This is a genomic window from Pseudomonas sp. zfem001, assembly GCF_032621725.1.
Taxonomy (GTDB): domain Bacteria; phylum Pseudomonadota; class Gammaproteobacteria; order Pseudomonadales; family Pseudomonadaceae; genus Aquipseudomonas; species Aquipseudomonas sediminis.
In genome coordinates, this window is record NZ_JAVYJI010000007.1 from 174987 (window position 1) to 195769 (window position 20783).

The following is a 20783-nucleotide window of genomic DNA, read 5'->3' on the forward strand; positions in this document are numbered from 1 at the left end:
ACGGGCATCCACACACGCAAGTGCGCGGCATCAGAAAACGCCCTATGAAATAGCCGAAGGAGAAACCGATTACAATCACTGAGCACAATTAAAATAATTTTTGTGCACAAAAATTAAAATCAAATAACTCAATCAAAGTATCGAATAACCCTTACCCATTACGGGCTTCCCAGTAGCCCGGCGTGTTGTAGATGCCTTTCAGATAATCGATGAAGAAACGCACCTTGGCCGGCAGATAACGCTGCTGCGGGAACACCGCCTGGATGTCGTAGGCTGGCAGGGCGTACTCGTCGAGCACCGTCACCAACTCGCCCGCTTTCAGCTCGGCCTGGATCTCCCAGGTGGAGCGCCAGCCGATCCCCAGCCCCTGCTTGACCCAGCTATAGAGCAGCTCGCCATCGTTGCAGTCGAGGTTGCCGGCCACCTTCACCGCCACCTGCCGGCCGTCACGCAGGAACGTCCAGCCACGTTGCTGGCCACCCTGCATGTTGAACGCCAGGCAGTTGTGCCGCACCAGGTCATCCGGCGTGCGCGGCACGCCATACAACTCGAAATAACGCGGCGCGCCGCAGACCACTCGGCGATTGGGAAACAGCTTGAGCGCCACATAGTTGGGGTCGGTGACCTCACCGATGCGAATGCCCATGTCGTAGCCCTGACGCACCAGATCCACCACGCTGTCAGTGAAGTTGAACGACAGCTTGAGGTCTGGGTATTGCGCCAGGAACGCCGGTGCATGGGGCGCGATATGACGCCGGCCGAACGCCGCCGGCGCGGACACCACCAGATGCCCGCGCACCGATTTACCGCCGCGCGCGACGCTTGCATCGGCCTCGTCGAAGTCCTTGAGCAGGTTGCGGGCACGCTCCAGGTACTGCTCGCCCAGGTCGGTCAGTTGCAGCCCGCGCGTGGAGCGGTGCATCAGTTTGACGCCCAGGTGTTGCTCCAGCGCATCCAGCCGCCGCCCCATCACCACGGGCGTCACGCCCTCACTGAGGGCGGCCGAAGCGAAGCTGCCGTTATCGGCAACCAGAACGAAACTACGGATAAGGGTATGACGGTCCATTCGATACTCCAGATATCGACAGAACTGAAGTATCCATCAATTCCCCCTCTTTCGCCCAGCGGTCATCCTCTCCCTCAACAGAAAAACAACCGATTCGAGAGGAATGGTCATGGCCAGAATGAGAGCAATCGAGGCAGCCGTACTGGTGATGCGTCGCGAAGGCGTTGATATCGCGTTCGGCGTCCCCGGCGCTGCCATCAACCCCCTGTATGCCGCACTGAAGAAACTCGGTGGCATCGATCACGTCCTGGCCCGTCACGTCGAAGGCGCTTCGCACATGGCCGAGGGTTACACCCGCACCAATGCCGGCAACATCGGCGTGTGCATCGGCACCTCCGGCCCCGCCGGCACCGATATGGTCACCGGCCTTTACTCGGCGTCCGCCGACTCCATTCCAATTTTGTGCATCACCGGCCAGGCGCCGCGTGCCCGTATGCACAAAGAAGATTTCCAGGCAGTCGACATCACCAGCATCGTCGGTCCGGTGACCAAGTGGGCCACCACCGTGATGGAGCCCGGCCAAGTGCCGCGCGCCTTCCAGCGTGCGTTCCATGAAATGCGCAGTGGCCGTCCCGGCCCGGTGCTGATCGACCTGCCGTTCGACGTGCAGATGGCCGAGATCGAATTCGACATCGATGCCTACGAGCCGCTGCCGGTTGCCAAGCCGAGCACCAGCCGCGTCCAGGCAGAGAAAGCCATCGCCATGCTCAACGAGGCCGAGCGCCCGCTGCTGGTCGCTGGTGGCGGTATCTTCAATGCCGATGCAGCGGACAAACTGGTCGAATTCGCCGAACTGACCGGCGTGCCGGTAGTGCCGACGCTGATGGGCTGGGGCGCGATTCCTGACGATCACAAACTGATGGTCGGCATGGTCGGTCTGCAGACCTCGCACCGTTACGGCAACGCCACCCTGCTCGCCTCCGACCTGGTATTCGGCATCGGCAACCGCTGGGCTAACCGCCACACCGGTTCGGTCGACGTCTATACCGAAGGCCGCAAGTTCATCCACGTCGACATCGAACCGACGCAGATTGGCCGCGTGTTCAACCCGGATCTGGGCATCGCCTCCGACGCCGGCAAAGCGCTGGACGCCTTCCTCGAAGTGGCCCGCGAGTGGAAAGCCGCCGGCAAGCTGAAAGACCGTAGCGCCTGGGTCGAGTCCTGCCGTGAGCGCAAGCGTACCCTGCAGCGCAAGACCCACTTCGACAACGTGCCGGCCAAACCGCAGCGCGTGTACGAAGAGATGAACGAAGCCTTCGGTAAGGACACCTGCTACGTCAGCACCATCGGTCTGTCGCAGATCGCCGGCGCTCAGTTCCTGCACGTGTACAAGCCGCGTCACTGGATCAACTGCGGCCAGGCCGGTCCGCTGGGCTGGACCATTCCGGCGGCCCTAGGCGTGGTCAAGGCCGACCCGAACCGCAACGTGGTGGCGCTGTCCGGCGACTATGACTTCCAGTTCATGATCGAGGAGCTGGCCGTCGGCGCGCAGTTCAACCTGCCGTACATCCACGTGCTGGTGAACAACTCCTACCTGGGTCTGATCCGTCAGGCGCAGCGCGGCTTCGACATCGATTACTGCGTGCAACTGGCGTTCGAGAACATCAACGCGCCGGAGCTCAACGGTTACGGCGTCGACCACGTCGCGGTAGTCGAGGGCCTGGGCTGCAAGGCGATCCGCGTGTTCGACCCGAACGAGCTGCAGAACGCCTTCGCCGAAGCCAAGCGCCTGATGGCCGAGCACCGCGTACCGGTGGTGGTGGAAATCATCCTGGAGCGTGTCACCAACATCTCCATGGGCACCGAGATCAACGCCATCAACGAGTTCGAGGAACTGGCCGAGCGCGGCGTCGACGCGCCGACCGCCATCTCGCTGCTCGACTGATCCGTAGGGTGCGCCACGCACCCCGCCATATGACCGCGTACCACCAGGTGCGCACGGCGCACCCTACGAAATTGCACCACGACAAGGAGCCAACCATGCCCCGTTTTGCTGCCAACCTGTCCATGCTGTTCACCGAAGTGGACTTTCTGGACCGTTTCGCCGCTGCCGCCGAAGCCGGTTTCAGCGGCGTGGAATATCTCTTCCCCTATGACTTTCCGGTAGAAGAGATCAAGGCCCGCCTGGACGCCAACAAGCTCGAGCAGGTGCTGTTCAACCTGCCCGCCGGCGACTGGGCCAAGGGTGAGCGCGGCATCGCCTGCTACCCGGACCGCGTCGAGGAATTTCGCGCTGGCGTCGACAAGGCCATCGCCTACGCCAAGGTGCTGGGCAACAAGCAGATCAACTGCCTGGCCGGCATCCGCCCGCAGGGCGTGGACTGCGCCACCGTCGAGAAGACCTTCGTCGACAACCTGCGCTACGCCGCTGACAAGCTGGCCGGCGCCGGTATTCGTCTGGTCATGGAAGCCATCAACACCCGCGACATCCCCGGCTTCTACCTGAACAACACCAAGCAGGCGCTGGACATCCGCGACAAGGTCGGCAGCACCAACCTGTACCTGCAGTACGACATCTACCACATGCAGATCATGGAAGGTGACCTGGCCCGTACGGTTGAAAGCAACCTGGCCGCCATCAACCACGTGCAGTTGGCCGACAACCCGGGCCGCAACGAGCCGGGCACTGGCGAGATCAACTATCGCTTCCTCTTCGAGCACCTGGATCGCATCGGCTACCAGGGCTGGATCGGCTGTGAATACAAGCCGGCAACCACCACCGCTGCCGGCCTCGGCTGGATGAAAGCGCACAACGCAATCTGAGCCCCACTCTTCAGGAGCAATCTCTCATGGCTAAAATCGGATTCATCGGCACCGGCATCATGGGCAAACCCATGGCGCAGAACCTGCAGAAAGCCGGCCACACCCTGTTCTTCTCCGAGCACTTCGACAAGGCCCCGGCCGACCTGGTTGGCGACAACGGCATCGCCCTGGCCAACCCGAAGGAAGTCGCTCAGGAAGCCGAATTCATCATCGTCATGGTCCCGGACACCCCGCAGGTCGAAGACGTGCTGTTCCGCGCCGATGGCGTTGCTGCGGGCGTTGGCGCCGGCAAGGTAGTGATCGACATGAGCTCGATCTCCCCCACCGCGACCAAGATCTTCGCCGAGAAGATCAAGGCCACCGGCGCCGCTTACCTGGACGCCCCAGTGTCCGGCGGTGAAGTTGGTGCCAAGGCCGCGACCCTGTCGATCATGGTCGGTGGCTGCCCGAACGCCTTCGAACGCGCCCTGCCGCTGTTCCAGGCAATGGGTAAGAACATCACCCGCGTTGGCGGCAACGGCGACGGCCAGACCGCCAAGGTGGCCAACCAGATCATCGTCGCGCTGAACATCCAGGCAGTGGCCGAAGCTCTGCTGTTCGCCGCCAAGAACGGCGCCGATCCAGCCAAAGTGCGTGAAGCGCTGATGGGCGGCTTCGCCGGCTCGAAAATCCTCGAAGTACACGGCGAGCGCATGATCAAGGGCACCTTCGATCCGGGCTTCCGCATCAGCCTGCACCAGAAGGACCTCAACCTGGCGCTGTCCGGCGCTCGCGAGCTGGGCCTGAACCTGCCCAACACCGCCAACGCCCAGCAAGTGTTCAGCACCTGCGCGGCCCTCGGCGGCAGCGGTTGGGACCACTCCGGCCTGATCAAGGGCCTGGAGCACATGGCCAACTTCAATATCCGCGGCGAGTAACAGAGCGCCCTCTCCCCCGGCCCCTCTCCCGCATGCGGGAGAGGGGAGACAAGCAGCTCGGCGTTATACCGATTTTCGGCGTACGCCAAACCAGTCCCCTCTCCCATTTATGGGAGAGGGTTAGGGAGAGGGGCTTTGCTTCTGGCCCACCCTTTCGACCTTCCTGGCAGGAGGTGTCACGGCCCGATTGCCAGGTCGGTCGATTCCACTCCCCAGTCGCTGCCACGCGGCGCCTGCGGACTGGAATCGATCCAGCGAAAGAACATTGATCGTTTCCACGCTCTGCGTGGGCATGCATCTCGTGACGCTTCGCGTCATACAACAGCAGGCGCCTTAGCGTCTCGCCAGGCGTTACCACGCGGACGCGGGAACGATCATCCAGCGTCACCCCAGAACAAGAGAACATCGCCATGACCTTCGACCCGCAACGCCTGCTGCGCGACCTGTTCGCCACCGCCATCGCTGCCGCGCATCCGCGCCAGGTGCTGGCCGATCATCTGCCCGCCGACCGCAGTGGCCGCGTCATTGTTATCGGCGCCGGCAAGGCCGCAGCGGCGATGGCCGAGGTGATCGAGCAGGAATGGCAAGGCGAGGCCAGCGGCCTGGTGGTGACCCGCTACGAGCACGGCGCCGACTGCAAGAAGATCGAAGTGGTGGAAGCCGCACACCCGGTGCCGGACGATGCCGGCGAGCGTGTCGCGCGCCGCGTCCTGGAGCTGGTGTCGAACCTCAGCGAAGACGACCGCGTGATCTTCCTTCTCTCCGGTGGCGGCTCTTCGTTGCTGGCGTTGCCGGCCGAAGGCATCAGCCTCAAGGACAAGCAGGCGATCAACAAGGCCCTGCTCAAATCCGGCGCCACCATCGGTGAGATGAACTGCGTACGCAAGCACCTCTCGGCGATCAAGGGCGGCCGCCTGGCCAAGGCCTGCTGGCCGGCCACCGTGTACACCTACGCCATCTCCGACGTGCCCGGTGACGAAGCCACGGTGATTGCCTCCGGCCCCACCGTGGGTGACCCGACCACCTCGGCCGAAGCCCTGGCGATTCTTGCCCGCTACGCCATCGACATCCCGGCCAACGTACGCAGCTGGCTGCAGGACCCACGCTCGGAAACGGTCAAGCCCGGCGATCCGGTACTCGCTCGTAGCCACTTCCAATTGATCGCCACCCCGCAGCAGTCGCTCGACGCCGCCGCGGCCAAGGCTGAAGCCGCCGGTTTCCCGGTGCTGATCCTCGGCGACCTGGAAGGCGAGTCGCGCGACGTGGCCAAGGTGCATGCCGGCATCGCCCGCCAGGTACAGCTGCATGGCCAGCCGATCAAACCGCCCTGCGTAATCCTCTCCGGCGGCGAAACCACCGTCACCGTGCGCGGCAACGGCCGTGGCGGGCGCAACGCCGAATTCCTCCTGAGCCTCACCGACAGCCTCAAGGGCCTGCCCGGCGTCTACGCGCTGGCCGGTGATACCGACGGCATCGACGGCTCCGAAGACAACGCCGGCGCCATTATGACGCCCTATAGCTACGCCCGCGCCGGCATCAAGGGCCTGAGCGCCCGCGACGAACTGGACGACAACAACGGCTATGGCTACTTCGCCGCCCTCGACGAGCTGATCGTCACCGGCCCGACCCGTACCAACGTCAACGACTTCCGCGCCATTCTGATTGTAGGGGCTGCTGACGCTCCGCTCGCGGCCGCGCCGGAACCTGCTTTTGCGCGAGACAAGGAGTGAAGAAAGATTTTTATTCCGCATGAATGACGAGTAACGCAGCGCGCAAAAACAGACCCGGCCCTCCGGGTTGCGCGGCAAATGACGCCATGCGTCGTTACGGGACTTGGCAAGGGAACACCATTCCCTGCGTCCCGTGCCTAGCCTGGCGTCATTTGGCGCGGCAACGCGACTCGCGCCGAAACGTCAACAGCCCCTAGAGACCTGCCCAATGAACGCCGACAAGAAAGTAAAGATCCTCGCCACCCTCGGCCCGGCCATCCGCGATGCCGCACACATCCGCCAACTGGTGGAAGCCGGGGTCAACCTGTTTCGCCTCAACTTCAGCCACGGCGAACACGCCGACCACGCCCAGCGCTACCAGTGGGTGCGTGAGGTGGAGCGCGAGCTGAACCAGCCCATCGGCATCCTCATGGACCTACAGGGGCCGAAGCTGCGCGTCGGCCGCTTTGCCGAAGGCAAGGTGCAACTGGTCAACGGCCAGAGCCTGCGCCTGGATCTGGACAAGACGCCCGGTGACGCCAGCCGGGTCAACCTGCCCCACCCGGAAATCATCGAAGCCCTGCAGCCGGGCATGAGCCTGCTGCTGGACGACGGCCGCCTGCGCCTGAAAGTGACCGCCAAGCAGAATGATGCCGTGATCACCGAAGTGATCGCCGGTGGCGAACTGTCCGACCGCAAGGGCGTCAACGTACCCGAGGCCGTGCTGCAACTATCACCGCTGACCGAGAAAGACCGCCGCGACCTGACCTTCGGCCTTGAGCTGGGCGTGGACTGGGTCGCGCTGTCCTTCGTGCAGCGCCCTGAGGACATCGTCGAAGCCCGCGAACTGATCGGCGGCAAGGCCTTCCTCATGGCCAAGATCGAGAAGCCCTCGGCGGTGATCCACCTGGAAGAAATCGCCAAGCTGTGCGACGCCATCATGGTGGCGCGCGGAGACCTGGGCGTGGAAGTACCGGCCGAGAACGTGCCGCGTATCCAGAAGGACATCGTGCGCACCTGCCGCCAACTGGGCCGCCCGGTGGTCGTGGCCACGCAGATGCTCGAATCCATGCGTTTCTCCCCGGCACCGACCCGTGCCGAAGTCACCGACGTGGCCAACGCCGTGGCCGAAGGCGCCGATGCGGTAATGCTGTCGGCCGAAACCGCCTCCGGCGACTACCCGCTGGAAACCGTGCAGATGATGAGCAAGATCATCCGCCAGGTGGAAAACGGCCCGGACTACCAGAGCCAGCTCGACGTCGGCCGTCCGCAGGCCGAGGCCACCGCCAGCGACGCCATCAGTTGCGCCATTCGCCGTATCAGCTCGATCCTGCCGGTCGCCGCATTGGTCAATTACACCGAGTCCGGTGCCAGCAGCCTGCGCGCCTCGCGCGAGCGGCCCAAGGCGCCAATCCTGAGCCTCACCCCGAGCCTGACCACGGCGCGGCGCCTGACCGTGGCCTGGGGCATCTACTCGGTGGTCAACGAACGCCTGCGCAAGGTCGAGGAAGTCACCAGCACCGCGCTGGAAATCGCCCAGGCCCAGGGCATGGCCCAGCGTGGCGAAACCGTGGTGATCACCGCCGGCGAACCCTTCGGCCAACCCGGCAGCACCAACAGCCTGAGGATCGAAACGCTGCATTGAGCCGCGCAGCTCTCCTGTAGGGTGCGCCATGCGCACCGAAAGCCGTACGCACGAATAAAAGGTGCGCACGGCGCACCCTACACAGCTCCGTAGCTCGGATGAAATCCGGGGAATGCTCTGACCCTGCGCCCCGGATTTCATCCGGCTGCGCGTTGTATTGATTCGTAGGGTGTCACGGGGCCGCCTGGCCCGTGTGCATCTTGCGTCCCGTTGTCGGTGCGCACGGCGCACCCTACGAGCGGCCCCAGCATGTTGCCTCTCCCTTCCCCCGCTATCCTGCTAAGCCTGCGCGCCCTGCTCAACGGCTTCGCTCAGATCTTCCTGCAACAGCACCCCGGCTGCGGCCTGCTGGTGCTGATCGCCATCCTCATTGGCGCCCCTGACCTGCTGCCCGGCGCCCTGCTCGGCGGCCTGACCTCGATGCTGATCGCGCAACGCCGCGGCTACCCGCCCGCCGATATCGCCATCGGCCTGTATGGCTATAACGGCATCCTGCTCGGCCTGCTGCTCAGCCTGAAACTGCCATGGACACCGCTGCTGCCCGTGCTGATCATCGCCAGCGCCGCCCTCTCCAGCCTGCTGCTCGCGCCCTGGATGCAGCGCATGCGCAAACATGACTGGCTGCCTGCCTTCACCTTTCCCTTCGTGCTGCTGGGTTGGCTGATGCTGGCACTGGTCATCCGGCTACAACTGCCACTCGATACGCCAGCCGGCACGCCCGCTGCACCGGAGCTGAGTTTCCTGCAGCTGCTACTCGGCGTGCTGCGCGGCTTGGGTCAGGTCATTTTTCTCGACTCGCCCCTGGCTGGCCTATGTCTGCTGATCGGATTGCGCCTGGCCGATGGCCGCACGGCGCTGTGGGCGTTATTGGGCTCCAGCAGCGGCTCGGTAGTGGCCTTGTTCTACGGTTGGCCCAGCGATGGCACGCTGGCCGGTCTCTACGGCTACAACGCCACCCTCGCCGCCATTGCCCTGGCCCAGGTTTATCGCTGCCCATTGGTCCCCGCAGTGGGAATTATCCTTGCCCTGGTCCTGCAACCGGGTTTCAGCGCGCTGGGTCTACCAGCCCTGACCATGCCATTCATACTCGCCTGCTGGCTGGTAAAAGCCAGCGCTCAGAGCTGGCAACAGGCTGTGAAGCGCAGCACACCCTCCTGAGGCCTGGCAGCAGCAGAAGCAACTCCTCAGCTCGTAAAAACTGAACTACCGCTACGCTCGGCGGGCTAATGGATATCTGCCACGCCGAGCGATGCCAATGCGCTACATCATTTTCTGTCCTGCTACTGCCGTGTCGCCTGCGTTAAGTGCCTCGTTGCAGGATGCCTGGCGATGAGCACAACGCCTGACGACATCGATCTACCCGCCGACCTGCGCTATGTCGACGACAGCATGCCGGGCATCAGCCGGCGCAAGCTGCGTGGCAAGTTCTGCTATTTCGACAGTCAGGGCCAACGTATCCGCGACAAGCGACAAGTGGCCCGCATCGAAGCCCTGGCAGTGCCGCCCGCCTATACCGACGTGTGGATCTGCCCATTCGCCAACGGCCATTTGCAAGCAACCGGCCGCGATGCCCGCGGACGCAAGCAATACCGCTATCACGCACGCTGGCGCGAAATCCGCGATGCCGACAAATACGCCAGCCTGCTGGCATTCGGCAAGGCATTGCCAGCACTGCGGGAAGCACTGCAGCAGCACCTGAGCCTACGCGAACACCGCCGCGAGAAAGTGTTGGCCACCGTGATCATGCTGCTGGACAACACCCTGATCCGGGTCGGCAACGCCCGCTACGCACGGGAAAATCGCTCCTATGGCCTGACCACCCTGCGCAACCGTCACGTCGAGGTACAAGGCAGCACGATTCGCTTTCACTTCCGTGGCAAGAGCGGTATCGAACACGAGGTACAGGTCAGTGACCGCCGCCTGGCCCGCATCATCCAGCGTTGCCTGGAACTGCCCGGGCAACACCTGTTCCAGTATCTGGACGAAGATGGCGAACGTCGCGCGGTGACCTCCACCGACATCAACGAGTATCTGCGTGAACTGACCGGCGCCGACTTCACCGCCAAGCACTACCGTACCTGGGCCGGCAGCGCGCTGGCCCTGACGCTGCTGCGCGAGCTCGAGTGGCAGCCGGAAAGTGCGGCCAAGAAACATGTGGTGGCCATGGTCAAGGAAGTGGCTGAGCAATTGCGCAATACGCCAGCTGTCTGCCGCAAGTGCTACATCCACCCTGCTCTGCTCGAAGCCTTCCAGGCTGGCGATCTGGCCGGCATCCGCCTGGCAACACCGCGCAAGGGCCTGCGCATCGACGAAAGCCTGCTGATGCGTTTTCTGGAAAAACTGCCACCCGCCTGAGGCCGTCATCTATAGTCGCGACTACCACTTGAAAGCTGTCAGCAAGGAACGATGCACGCATGAAAGGATGGATTCTCGGCCTGAGCCTGCAACTGTTGGCCGCACCGCTACTGGCCGAAGAGGTGATGACGGTGATCGGGCCGGTGCAGCAGATCGAGGTGATCGAGATCGGCCAAGGCCCCAACACGGCCGTGGACAGCTGCAAGGACTACAGAGTGAGGGCGGAGGAAGTCGCCGACTTCCTCCSCCACGCCATTGTCATCACCAATCGCCAAGAACACGATTGGTACCTCTACGGCCCCTGCTACGCCACCGGCACGTTGACCAGCCGTTACGGTCAGTGGCACTGGCTGCTACGTAACATGGGCACGGGCTGGCTGACGCCGGTCACCGGCGAGACCCTGGTACTCGGTGATCCAAGGCAGGAGTCGTCGCTGGAGGGGGATTAGAAACCTTGCCCTCGCTGCGCCTTCCTGCCTAGGCTGAGCTCTTTCGCTTGATTTGGACCTTGCCATGGAAAACCGGCAGAGCTGGCGCCAACGCCTTTACGTCATCATTTTCGAAACCAGCACACCGGCGGCGCAGCGCTTCGACAACTGGCTGCTGGTGACCATCCTCGCCAGCCTGGTGGTGGTGATGCTCGACAGCATCGAGCACTTCCACAACCAGTACGCCGATGTGTTCGGCGCGCTGGAGTGGTTCTTCACCGCGCTATTCGCCATCGAGTACGGCTTGCGCCTGTACAGCTCGCCCAAGCCTATGCGCTATGCCTTCAGTTTCTTCGGCCTGGTGGACCTGCTCGCGGTGCTGCCGGCCATCCTGGCGTTGATGTTCGCCGATGCGCAGTATCTGATGATCGTCCGCGTCATCCGCATGATCCGCATCTTCCGTGTGCTCAAGCTGCGCCAGTACCTGACCCAGGCCAACTTCCTGCTGGTGGCGCTGCGCGGCAGCAAGCAGAAGATCGTGGTGTTTCTGGTGAGCGTCTCGACCCTGGTCACGGTGTATGGCGCGCTGATGTACGTCATCGAAGGCCCAGCCAATGGCTTCACCAGCATTCCCACCGGTATCTACTGGGCAGTGGTGACGCTGACCACTGTGGGCTTCGGCGACATCACTCCGCAAACTCCCGTAGGCCAGATGCTCGCTACGCTGGTGATGATCACCGGCTACTCGATCATCGCCGTGCCTACCGGTATTTTCACCGCCGAACTGGCCAACGCCATGCGCCAGGACGGGCTGATGGAGCATGACTGCCCGCATTGTCGCAAGAACCGTCACGAGTACAGTGCGGCGTTCTGTAGCCGCTGCGGTGGACCGCTGTTCAGCAGACAGGTCGAGCCGTCAGCGTCGACGCAAAACACACCTGAAACAGACTGAAGCAAAACCGATTGGCCAGCGCGTGGTCATAAAGTCGCCCCCTGGGCTATAAAGCCCGCCTTTTTAGTTTAAGGAAGCGCGCCATGGCCGTTACCACCAATGAATCCACGGCACCTGCCAAGGCTGCCTGGATTGGTCTGATTCTGGGACCCTTGCTACTGCTCGTCTGCCTGATCACCGAGCCGCCGAGCGGCCTTTCCAGCACTGCCTGGGCCACCATCGGCCTGACATTGCTGATGGCCACCTGGTGGTCGACCGAAGCCATTCCGATCCCGGCCACTTCGCTGCTGCCGATCCTGTTGATCCCGGCGCTGGGTATCGACAGTCTCAACGCCGCCACCGCGCCCTACGCCAACCCGACCATCTACCTGTTCCTCGGTGGTTTCGTCCTGGGCCTGGCCATGGAGCGCTGGAACCTGCACAAGCGCATCGCGCTGATGACGCTGCTGGCCATGGGCAGCAAGCCGAGCCGGCAGATCGCTGGTTTCATGATGGCCACGGCCTTCCTCAGCATGTGGGTGAGCAACACTGCCACAACCATCATGATGCTGCCTATCGGCCTTTCGGTGATCGGCATGCTCACCAGCGAGAAGAGCACCGGCGAAGCCGATCGTGAGCGCTTCGCCACTGCCTTGCTGCTGGCGATTGCTTACGCCGCCAGTGTCGGTGGCATCGCCACGCTGATCGGCACCCCGCCGAATGCCTTGCTGGCGGCCTTCCTCGCCGACAACTATGACGTACAGATCGGCTTCGGCCAGTGGATGCTGCTCGGCGTGCCAGTAGCAGTGATCATGCTAGCGTTCATCTGGTGGTGGCTGACCCGTGGCGGCTTCAACCTGGCCGGACATGACAGCACGCAACTGATCCGCAGCGAACTGGCCGAACTCGGCCCACTGAGCCGCGGCGAGAAGCTGGTGGCGCTGGTTTTCGTGGCCACGGCACTGGCCTGGGTGTTTCAGCCGCTGATCGGCGAATGGGTATCGGGCGTCAACGACACCAGCATCGCCATCGCCGCGGCGCTGGCGCTGTTCATCATCCCGGTGGACACCAAGCAACGCGTGTTCCTGATGAACTGGGAAAGCGCCAGCAAACTGCCCTGGGGCGTTCTGCTGCTATTCGGCGGCGGCCTGTCGCTGGCAGGTGTGATTCGCAGCACCGGCCTGGCCGAGTGGATCGCCCAAAGCCTCGGCGCACTGAGCGCCCTGCCGGTGATCGCGATGATCGGCGTGGTGGTACTGGTGATCATCTTCCTGACCGAAGTCACCTCCAACACCGCCACCGCTGCCGCCTTCTTGCCGCTGCTGGGGGCGCTAGCCGTAGCGCAGGGTATGCCGGCCGAACTGCTGGCGATTCCTGCCGCCATCGCCGCCAGTTGCGCCTTCATGATGCCGGTGGCAACGCCGCCCAATGCCATCGTGTTCGGCACCGGGCACATGAAGATACAGTCGATGATCAAGGCGGGCTTCGTTCTCAACCTGTTCGGCGTGGTGCTGGTGACGCTGATCTGCTATCTGCTGGTGGGCATGATCTGGGCGCATTGAGCACGGATCACAGCCAACGAAAACGGCGCCTTCGGGCGCCGTTTTCGTTAGGAATGCAAAGCGGGTGAAACCCGCCCTACGGGATCAGCGGTTCTGGTACTGGCGAAACAACCCGGGCGGAATGCCCGAGCTGTCGGTGTCCTTCCACGGCCCACCGGCTTGCGACGACCAGCTCCAGCCGCCATCCCAGCGATAGAACACACGCTCACGGTAGTAGAGATCACGCGCACCTTCGACCACATAGACGCCCAAGCCCGGATTCCAATGGCTCTTCACCCCAGGCGGCGGTGCGTAGCGCGGGTGCGATGGCTGCTGTACCGGTGGCAGCTCCCCCACCGGCGCGCTCGGTTGCTGCAGTACGCAGCCACTCAGACCGAGCCCGAGTGCGCAGGCCAGCGCCAGGCGCTTCACTGGGTCTGCCCGTCGCGGCTGTCGATCAGCAGCGCCTGAACGTCACGGGCGGTATTGGCAACCGGGCCAGTCTGGCCCGTCCATTCGCCCTGGGTGGCGTTACCCGCACGGGATACACGCGCCACCAGCTGTACCTGGTCGAATCGGGAAATCTTCAGTTCGGGCATCATTGCATCCACGTCGGATAGGCTGATCTGCACCGGCAGGTCGGAGACCTTCAGGCGTTTGACTGCCAGCGGCATCGGTGGGCCGCTGAGTGCACGGGCGAAGACGAATACGGCATCGTCCGGCTGCACGTTCTGCTGCACCTCGGGCGACAGCGACACGCTGACCTCCAGCGCATGCACCTTGGCACTCGGCGCTGCTGCCACACTGGGCTGCTCGCCCTCGCCCATCTGCTGACGGGCGCGCTCGATACCACCGGCGATGGCCGCGCGCGACGGGTCCTGCTCCGGCAGCACGGCGACCAGACGCTCCCAGTAACGCACGGCATCAGCATAGCGCTGGTTTTCATAGGCGGCGATACCAAGCAGGCCCAGGCTGGTGACCTCTTGCGGGTCGGCCTTCAGCGCTTCGTCGGTGAGCGCCTGCATCTGCTCGCTCCACTGCTTGCCTTCAGCGAAGTACAACGCCTGCGCCCACTGGCCGAGCAGTTCCGGGGCGCGCCCGGCAATCTCCACGGCACGCTCGAACGCCTTGGCGGCATCGCCAGCGCGCTCCTGCGCCATGTAGGTGCGACCGAGGAAGTACCAGGCCTCGGCGGAGTCTGGCTGCTGCTGGACAGTCTGTTCCAGGCGCGCAGTCATTTCCTCGATGCTCTGCGGCTGCGCAGCGGCCATTTGGCGAGTCTGTACAACCTCATCGACCGCGCCCCAATGCAGGTACAGGGCCACGCCCAGCACAGGTACCAACAGCGCCGAAACCAGCGGAATCTTGCCGCCGAGCACGCTGCTGCGGCGCTGCACGCCTTCGGTGTCATCGAGCAGCTCGCGTGCCGCCTCGGCGCGACCGGTCTCCATTTGCGCGTCATCGAGCACGCCGGCCTGACGCTGGGTTTCCAGCTCCTGCAAGCGCTCCTGATAGAGGGTGACGTTGAGTGCAGTACGGTCTTCTTCGGCCTGCAGCTTGCGTATGCGCAGAACCGGAATCAGCAGAAACGCCAGGGCAGTCAGCAACAGCAGCCCGGCGGGCAACCAGAAATCAATCATCGGTCTTTCTTGTCCTGAGAGGCTTGTTCGAGCAACGCGGCGAGGCGCGCCTGCTCATTGGCGGAGAGGCCAGCGGCTGGGTGATTCTTCTGCTCGCTGCGGCGACGCAGAACGATCACTCCGAGCACGCCGAACCCCAGTACCAGCAGGCCGGCCGGGCCATACCAAAGCAGCAGCGTGCGGCTGGTCAGCGGCGGTTTGTAGAGCACGAAATCGCCATAGCGCGAGACCAGGAAATCGATGATCTCGTCGTTGCTCTTGCCCTCTTCGAGCATGCGGAAGATCTCATTGCGCAGGTCCATGGCGATCGGCGCATCGGAATCGGCGATGTTCTGGTTCTGGCACTTCGGGCAACGCAGCTCTTCGACCAGATTGCGATAACGCTGGCGCTCGGCCTCGTTGGCGAACTCGAAGGTATCGATGGCGGCATGCGCGCTGGCCAACAGACCAAGCGCCAGACCGGCAGAAATCAACAGGCGCCTCATGGCTGGGCCTCGTCGACCAACTGCTGATAGATCGGCGCCAGCGTCTCACGCCAGACGCGCTCGTCGATGGTGCCGACGAACTTGTGGCGAATGATGCCCTTGGCATCGACGAAGAAGGTCTCCGGCGCGCCGTACACGCCCAGATCCAGACCGAGGCTGCCCTTGGCATCTTCGATATTGAGCTGGTAGGGGTTATGCAGGTCGCGCAGCCACTTCTGCGCCGGCTCGCGCTGATCCTTGTAGTTGACCCCATGGATCACCACGCCAGCCTCGGCCAGCTTGTTCAGCACCGGATGCTCATGACGGCAGGCTGGGCACCAGGTGGCCCAGACGTTGACCAGCGCAGGCCGGCCCTTGATGTCGGCCTCGCTGAGGGTGCGCTCGGGATCGTCCAGCGACGGCAGGCTGAAAGCCGGGAACGGCTTGCCGATCAGTGCCGACGGCAACTCCGACGGGTCGAGGAACAGGCCACGGTAGAGGAATACGGCGATCGCCAGAAAGGCCAGCAGCGGCAACAGCAGGAGCAGGCGTCTCATGCGCTGGCCTCCTGCATGCCAAGGGCTTCACGCACGCGGGTTCTGACCTTGATCCGGTAGCGCTTGTCGGCCGCGGCGAGGAAGCCACCGAAGCCCATCAGCAACGCACCCAACCAAATCCAGCGGACGAACGGCTTGATGTGAATGCGTACGGCCCAGGCGCCCTGCTCCAGTGGCTCGCCGAGGGCGACGAACAGGTCGCGAGTGAAGCCAGCATCGATGCCCGCCTCGGTCATGGTCGCCTGCTGCACGGTGTACAGACGCTTCTCCGGGTGCAGCACCTTAATCTGCCGCTCGCCGTCGAATACGCGCACCGTGCCCTTGTCGGAAATGAAATTGGGGCCCTCGTGATGCACGGCGCCGTCGAACTGGAAGCGATAGCCAGCCAACTCCACGGAGTCACCCGGCGCCATACGCAGATCGCGCTCGTAGCTGCCGAGGCTGGTGAGCACCACGCCCAGGGCGCACACAGCGAAACCCAGGTGCGCCATCTGCATTCCCCAGTAGCTGCGGGTCAGGCTCGGCAGACCCTTGATCAGGCCCTTGTGGCGCGTCTTGTCGAGGATGTCACGCACGCCAGCGAGGATTACCCAGAAGGCCAGCAGGCAGACGGCCAGTACAACCCAGTGGAAATCACCATGCAAGAAGGTGGCGATGACCGCCAGGACCACACTGGCCACCAGTACCGGCGCCAGCATGCTGCCCAGCCATTTCAGCGGGGTATCCTTCCAGCGCACCAGTACGCCAACGCTGATCACCGCCATCAGCAGTGCCATCAGCGGCAGGAACAACGCGTTGAAGTATGGCGGGCCAACCGACAGCTTGGCGCCGGTCAGCGCATCGAGCACCAACGGGTATAGGGTGCCGAGCAGAATCATCGCGGCCGACACCACCAGCACGATGTTGTTGACCAGCAGCAGCGTCTCACGCGACCACAGGCCAAAGCCGACCTGGCTCTTGACCACCGGCGCGCGCACGGCGAACAACGCCAACGAACCGCCCACCACCACCAGCAGGAAGGCGAGGATGAACACGCCGCGCTCCGGATCGGTGGCAAAGGCGTGTACCGAAGTCAGTACGCCGGAGCGAACCAGGAAGGTACCCAGCAAGCTCAGGGAGAAGGCGGCGATGGCCAGCAGTACGGTCCAGCTCTTGAACACCCCGCGCTTCTCGGTCACGGCGAGGGAGTGAATCAACGCGGTGCCCACCAACCAGGGCATGAAGGACGCGTTCTCTACCGGGTCCCAGAACCACCAGCCACCCCAGCCAAGCTCGTAGTAGGCCCACCAGGAGCCCAGGGCGATACCGATGCCGAGGAAGGCCCAAGCGATGATGGTCCACGGACGCGACCAGCGCGCCCAGGCGGCGTCCAGCTTGCCGCCAAGCAAGGCGGCGATAGCGAAGGCGAAAGCCACCGAGAAACCGACATAGCCCATGTACAGCATCGGCGGATGCACGATCAGGCCGAAGTCCTGCAGCAGCGGGTTGAGGTCGCGGCCATCCGCCGGTGAGTTCGGCAGCAGGCGCTCGAAGGGGTTGGAGGTAACGATCAGGAACAGCAGGAAGCCGACACTGATCATGCCCATCACCGCCAGCACGCGTGCAAGCATTTCTTCCGGCAGGTGGCGCGAGAAGATCGCCACAGCGAAGGTCCAGCCCGCGAGGATCAAGGCCCACAGCAGCAAGGAGCCTTCGTGTGCGCCCCATACCGCGCTGAACTTGTAGTACCAGGGCAGCGCGCTGTTGGAGTTGTTGGCCACGTAGGCGACGGAAAAATCGTCGACCATGAAGGCATAGGTCAGGCAGATGAAGGAGAACAGCAGAAAGGCGAACTGACCCCAGGCGGCGGGCTGCGCCAGGCTCATCCACTGGTGGTCACCACGCCAGGCACCGATCAGCGGCAGCGTCGCCTGTACCAGACACAGGCACAGAGCCAGAATCATCGCCAGATGGCCGAGCTCGGGGATCATTGTGCACTCTCCTGCTGATAGCCCTGTTTGGCGGCTTTGGCCTCATTGTGCTTCTGCATCATTCCGCTCTTTTCCAGCGCCTGCATGACTTCAGGCGGCATGTAATTCTCGTCGTGCTTGGCCAGCACCTCGTCGGCTACCAGCACGCCTTGTTCGTTGACCCGGCCCAAGGCGACGATGCCCTGCCCTTCACGGAACAGATCCGGGAGGATGCCGTGGTAGCGAATGGTCACGCCGTGCGCGCCGTCGGTGACGACGAAGTCGACTTCCAGGGTGTCGGCGGAACGCTTCACCGAGCCCTCTTCCACCAGACCGCCGGCACGAATGCGGGTATCGACCGGCGCCTCGCCATTGGCGATCTGGCTCGGGGTGTAGAACAGGTTGATGTTCTCCTGCAGCGCGGTCAGCGCCAGCGCGACGGCGATGCTGACGCCGCAGAGGATGGCCAGAACGATATACAGGCGTTTCTTGCGAACCGGATTCACTTCGACTTCTCCCGGCGCAAACGGCGCGCCTCGTCTTGCAGGTAACGGCGGCGCGCCAGGATCGGCAGCACCACATTCAACGCCAGGATCGCCAGGCTGATGCCGTAGGCGCTCCAGACGTAGGGGCCATGGGTACCCATGGCAAGGAATTCGGAAAAGGACGAAAAGCTCATGCCTTGCCCTCCACCAGTGCCTGTACTTCGGCTTTCACCCAACTGCTGCGCGCTTCGCGTTTGAGCACTTCCAGGCGCATGCGATAGAGCAGCACCGCGCCGAAGAAACAGTAGAAACCCAACACCGCCAGCAGCAGCGGCAGCCACATTTCCACCGGCATCGCCGGCTTTTCGGTGATCTTGAAGGTGGCGGTCTGGTGCAGCGAGTTCCACCACTCCACCGAGTACTTGATGATCGGAATGTTGACCACACCGACGATGGCCAGCACGGCGCAGGCCTTGGCGGCGCTGTCGCGGTTGCTGATGGCGTTGCCTAGGGCGATCACGCCGAAGTAGAGGAATAGCAGGATCAGCATCGAGGTCAGGCGCGCATCCCACACCCAATAGGTGCCCCAGGTCGGTTTGCCCCAGATGGCGCCGGTGAGCAGCGCAATAGCGGTCATCCAGGCGCCGATGGGAGCAGCCTGTTGCACGGCGACGTCGGCCAGCTTCATCTTCCAGACCAGGCCGACCAGGCCAGCAACAGCCAGGGTCACGTAGATGGACTGAGCGAGAAAGGCGGCAGGAACGTGGATGTAGATGATGCGAAAGCTATTGCCCTGCTGGTAATCAGGCGGCGCGAACGCCAGGCCCCAGATCAGGCCAGCGGCGATCAGCAACACGGCAGCGATGCTGAGCCAGGGCAGCCAGCGGCCGCTCATCTCATAGAACCACTTGGGCGAACCCCATTTGTGAAACCACGTCCAGTTCATGCTCGACTCATTATTCAGGCCTGATCCGGCGGTTGCCCGGTTCAGAGGTCAATCACGGTTCGTTGTTATTCGCCGACGCTGATGGTCAGACCGGCGGCAATCGCAAAAGGTGTCAGGGTCACCGCCAATGCAGTGAGGCTGGCCAGCCATAACAGATGGCCGGTCGCCGGCAGTCCTTGCAGGGCCGCCTGCAACGCCCCGCTGCCAAGAATCAGCACCGGGATGTACAGCGGCAGAATCAACAGCGCCAGCAGCAGACCGCCGCGCTTGAGACCGACGGTGAGCGCCGCGCCCACCGCACCGAGCAGGCTCAGCACCGGGGTGCCGAGCAGCAGGGAAATCAGCAGCACCGGAAGGCAACGCCCGGGCAAGCCGAGCATCAGCGCCAGCAAGGGCGCCAGCAGCACCAGCGCCAACCCACTGAACAGCCAGTGTGCCAGCACCTTGGCCAACACCAGAAGAGGCAGGGGGTGCGACGAAAGGACCCACTGTTCGAGCGAGCCGTCCTCGAAATCACTGCGGAAAAGCCCGTCCAGCGAGAGCAGCACGGCCAAAAGCGCCGCGACCCAGACCAGGCCCGGGGAAAGGGTTTGCAACAATTGCGTCTCTGGTCCCACCGCCAGCGGGAACAGCGCGATGACGATGGCGAAGAACACCAGCGGGTTGGCCAGATCGGATGGGCGGCGAGCGAGCAGACGCATTTCGCGCGACAGCAGCTGTGTGAAAACGTTGCTCATGCGGCGTACTGCCCCAGATCCAGGTCGCGATAGGTCGCCGGTATGCGTTGCAGACTGTGGTGAGTGGTCAGCACCACCACGCCACCGCGCTCGCAATGCGCAGCCAGATGCGCTTCGAGTTGCGCCACACCACTCTTGTCCAGCGCGGTGAACGGCTCATCTAGCACCCACAGCGGGGGCGTATCGGCCAAATAAAGGCGTGCCAGCGCGACACGGCGCTGTTGGCCGGCCGACAGGGTATGACAGGGAACGTCCTCGAAACCGCGCAGGCCGACCGCTTCCAGCGCCTGCCAGATCGCCTCGCGACTGGCCGGGCGATGCAGCGCGCAGAGCCAGGCCAGGTTCTCTTCGGCGCTCAGCAGGCCCTTGATGCCGGCGGCATGGCCAATCCACAGCAGGTTGCGCGCCAACTCGCTGCGCTGCTCGGCCAGGGCCTGGCCCTGCAGGAGGATGTCACCGGAGGTCGGCTGACGCAGGCCCGCGATCAGCCGTAGCAAGCTGGTCTTGCCGCTGCCGTTGGGGCCGCTGATCTGCAACATGTCGCCCGGCTGCAGGGCGAAGTGCAACTGCTCGAAGAGCATGCGCCAGTCCCGCTCACAGCTGAGCGCCACGGCTTCGAGAAGGGGAACGGGACGGGTCATCGATACCTG

At 63.6% G+C, this 20783-nt stretch carries 21 protein-coding genes; 10 read left to right on the top strand and 11 right to left on the bottom strand.

Annotation, left to right across the window (positions count from 1 at the left end):
* Positions 1–151 precede the first annotated feature (151 nt).
* A complete protein-coding gene (locus RTH74_RS21285) occupies positions 152–1066 on the bottom strand; it encodes a LysR family transcriptional regulator (RefSeq protein WP_099523091.1) in 915 nt (304 codons plus the stop codon).
* A 109-nt stretch (positions 1067–1175) separates the two neighbouring features.
* On the opposite strand from RTH74_RS21285, the gene gcl reads away from it, so the two are divergent.
* The 10 genes from gcl to RTH74_RS21335 all read left to right on the top strand — a co-directional run bounded on the left by gcl (position 1176) and on the right by RTH74_RS21335 (position 13376).
* Complete coding sequence (gene gcl / locus RTH74_RS21290; RefSeq protein WP_316915968.1) at positions 1176–2951, top strand: glyoxylate carboligase; 1776 nt, start codon at positions 1176–1178, stop codon at positions 2949–2951.
* 95 nt (positions 2952–3046) lie between these two features.
* A complete protein-coding gene (gene hyi, locus RTH74_RS21295; RefSeq protein WP_316915969.1) occupies positions 3047–3829 on the top strand; it encodes a hydroxypyruvate isomerase in 783 nt (260 codons plus the stop codon).
* Positions 3830–3855: 26 nt separating this feature from the next.
* Positions 3856–4746, top strand: coding sequence for a 2-hydroxy-3-oxopropionate reductase (locus tag RTH74_RS21300; protein WP_316915970.1), 891 nt, complete (start codon positions 3856–3858; stop codon positions 4744–4746).
* Positions 4747–5156: 410 nt separating this feature from the next.
* Positions 5157–6476 carry a glycerate kinase gene (locus tag RTH74_RS21305; RefSeq protein WP_316915971.1) on the top strand — a complete coding sequence of 440 codons (1320 nt, stop codon included), beginning with the start codon at positions 5157–5159 and terminating at the stop codon, positions 6474–6476.
* 208 nt (positions 6477–6684) lie between these two features.
* Positions 6685–8100, top strand: a complete 1416-nt coding sequence (pyk, locus tag RTH74_RS21310; protein WP_099523096.1) for a pyruvate kinase — start codon at positions 6685–6687, stop codon at positions 8098–8100.
* A gap of 249 nt (positions 8101–8349) precedes the next feature.
* Positions 8350–9258 (top strand): urea transporter, encoded by a 909-nt coding sequence (locus RTH74_RS21315; RefSeq protein ID WP_316915972.1) that lies wholly within the window; start codon positions 8350–8352, stop codon positions 9256–9258.
* Positions 9259–9429: 171 nt separating this feature from the next.
* Positions 9430–10455 (top strand): DNA topoisomerase IB, encoded by a 1026-nt coding sequence (locus tag RTH74_RS21320; protein WP_316915973.1) that lies wholly within the window; start codon positions 9430–9432, stop codon positions 10453–10455.
* 59 nt (positions 10456–10514) lie between these two features.
* The gene (locus tag RTH74_RS21325; protein ID WP_316915974.1) at positions 10515–10904 is read left to right on the top strand and encodes a hypothetical protein; all 390 of its coding nucleotides are present in this window, start codon (positions 10515–10517) and stop codon (positions 10902–10904) included.
* 64 nt (positions 10905–10968) lie between these two features.
* On the top strand, positions 10969–11835 hold the full coding sequence (locus RTH74_RS21330; RefSeq protein ID WP_316915975.1) for an ion transporter: 867 nt from the start codon (positions 10969–10971) through the stop codon (positions 11833–11835).
* Between the two features lie 83 nt (positions 11836–11918).
* Positions 11919–13376, top strand: a complete 1458-nt coding sequence (locus RTH74_RS21335) for a DASS family sodium-coupled anion symporter (protein ID WP_316915976.1) — start codon at positions 11919–11921, stop codon at positions 13374–13376.
* A gap of 84 nt (positions 13377–13460) precedes the next feature.
* Here the strand turns inward: RTH74_RS21335 and RTH74_RS21340 are convergent, their stop codons facing one another.
* The 10 genes from RTH74_RS21340 to ccmA form a co-directional block, all read right to left on the bottom strand.
* Positions 13461–13787 (bottom strand): hypothetical protein, encoded by a 327-nt coding sequence (locus RTH74_RS21340; protein WP_099523102.1) that lies wholly within the window; start codon positions 13785–13787, stop codon positions 13461–13463.
* Positions 13784–14995 (bottom strand): c-type cytochrome biogenesis protein CcmI, encoded by a 1212-nt coding sequence (ccmI, locus tag RTH74_RS21345; RefSeq protein ID WP_316915977.1) that lies wholly within the window; start codon positions 14993–14995, stop codon positions 13784–13786. The genes RTH74_RS21340 and ccmI overlap by 4 nt, the downstream gene beginning before the upstream one ends.
* On the bottom strand, positions 14992–15480 hold the full coding sequence (locus RTH74_RS21350) for a cytochrome c-type biogenesis protein (RefSeq protein WP_316915978.1): 489 nt from the start codon (positions 15478–15480) through the stop codon (positions 14992–14994). Before RTH74_RS21350 ends, ccmI begins: the two co-directional genes overlap by 4 nt.
* Positions 15477–16016 (bottom strand): DsbE family thiol:disulfide interchange protein, encoded by a 540-nt coding sequence (locus RTH74_RS21355; RefSeq protein WP_316915979.1) that lies wholly within the window; start codon positions 16014–16016, stop codon positions 15477–15479. Before RTH74_RS21355 ends, RTH74_RS21350 begins: the two co-directional genes overlap by 4 nt.
* Positions 16013–17986: a heme lyase CcmF/NrfE family subunit gene (locus RTH74_RS21360; protein ID WP_316915980.1), complete on the bottom strand. Its 1974-nt coding sequence runs from the start codon at positions 17984–17986 to the stop codon at positions 16013–16015. The genes RTH74_RS21355 and RTH74_RS21360 overlap by 4 nt, the downstream gene beginning before the upstream one ends.
* On the bottom strand, positions 17983–18471 hold the full coding sequence (gene ccmE / locus RTH74_RS21365; protein WP_099523107.1) for a cytochrome c maturation protein CcmE: 489 nt from the start codon (positions 18469–18471) through the stop codon (positions 17983–17985). Before ccmE ends, RTH74_RS21360 begins: the two co-directional genes overlap by 4 nt.
* Positions 18468–18644, bottom strand: a complete 177-nt coding sequence (gene ccmD, locus RTH74_RS21370; protein ID WP_079783423.1) for a heme exporter protein CcmD — start codon at positions 18642–18644, stop codon at positions 18468–18470. Before ccmD ends, ccmE begins: the two co-directional genes overlap by 4 nt.
* On the bottom strand, positions 18641–19396 hold the full coding sequence (locus RTH74_RS21375; protein WP_079783422.1) for a heme ABC transporter permease: 756 nt from the start codon (positions 19394–19396) through the stop codon (positions 18641–18643). The genes ccmD and RTH74_RS21375 overlap by 4 nt, the downstream gene beginning before the upstream one ends.
* Before the next feature lie 65 nt (positions 19397–19461).
* Positions 19462–20133: a heme exporter protein CcmB gene (gene ccmB, locus RTH74_RS21380; protein WP_037002833.1), complete on the bottom strand. Its 672-nt coding sequence runs from the start codon at positions 20131–20133 to the stop codon at positions 19462–19464.
* Positions 20130–20774 (bottom strand): cytochrome c biogenesis heme-transporting ATPase CcmA, encoded by a 645-nt coding sequence (ccmA, locus tag RTH74_RS21385; RefSeq protein WP_316915981.1) that lies wholly within the window; start codon positions 20772–20774, stop codon positions 20130–20132. Before ccmA ends, ccmB begins: the two co-directional genes overlap by 4 nt.
* Positions 20775–20783 lie beyond the last annotated feature (9 nt).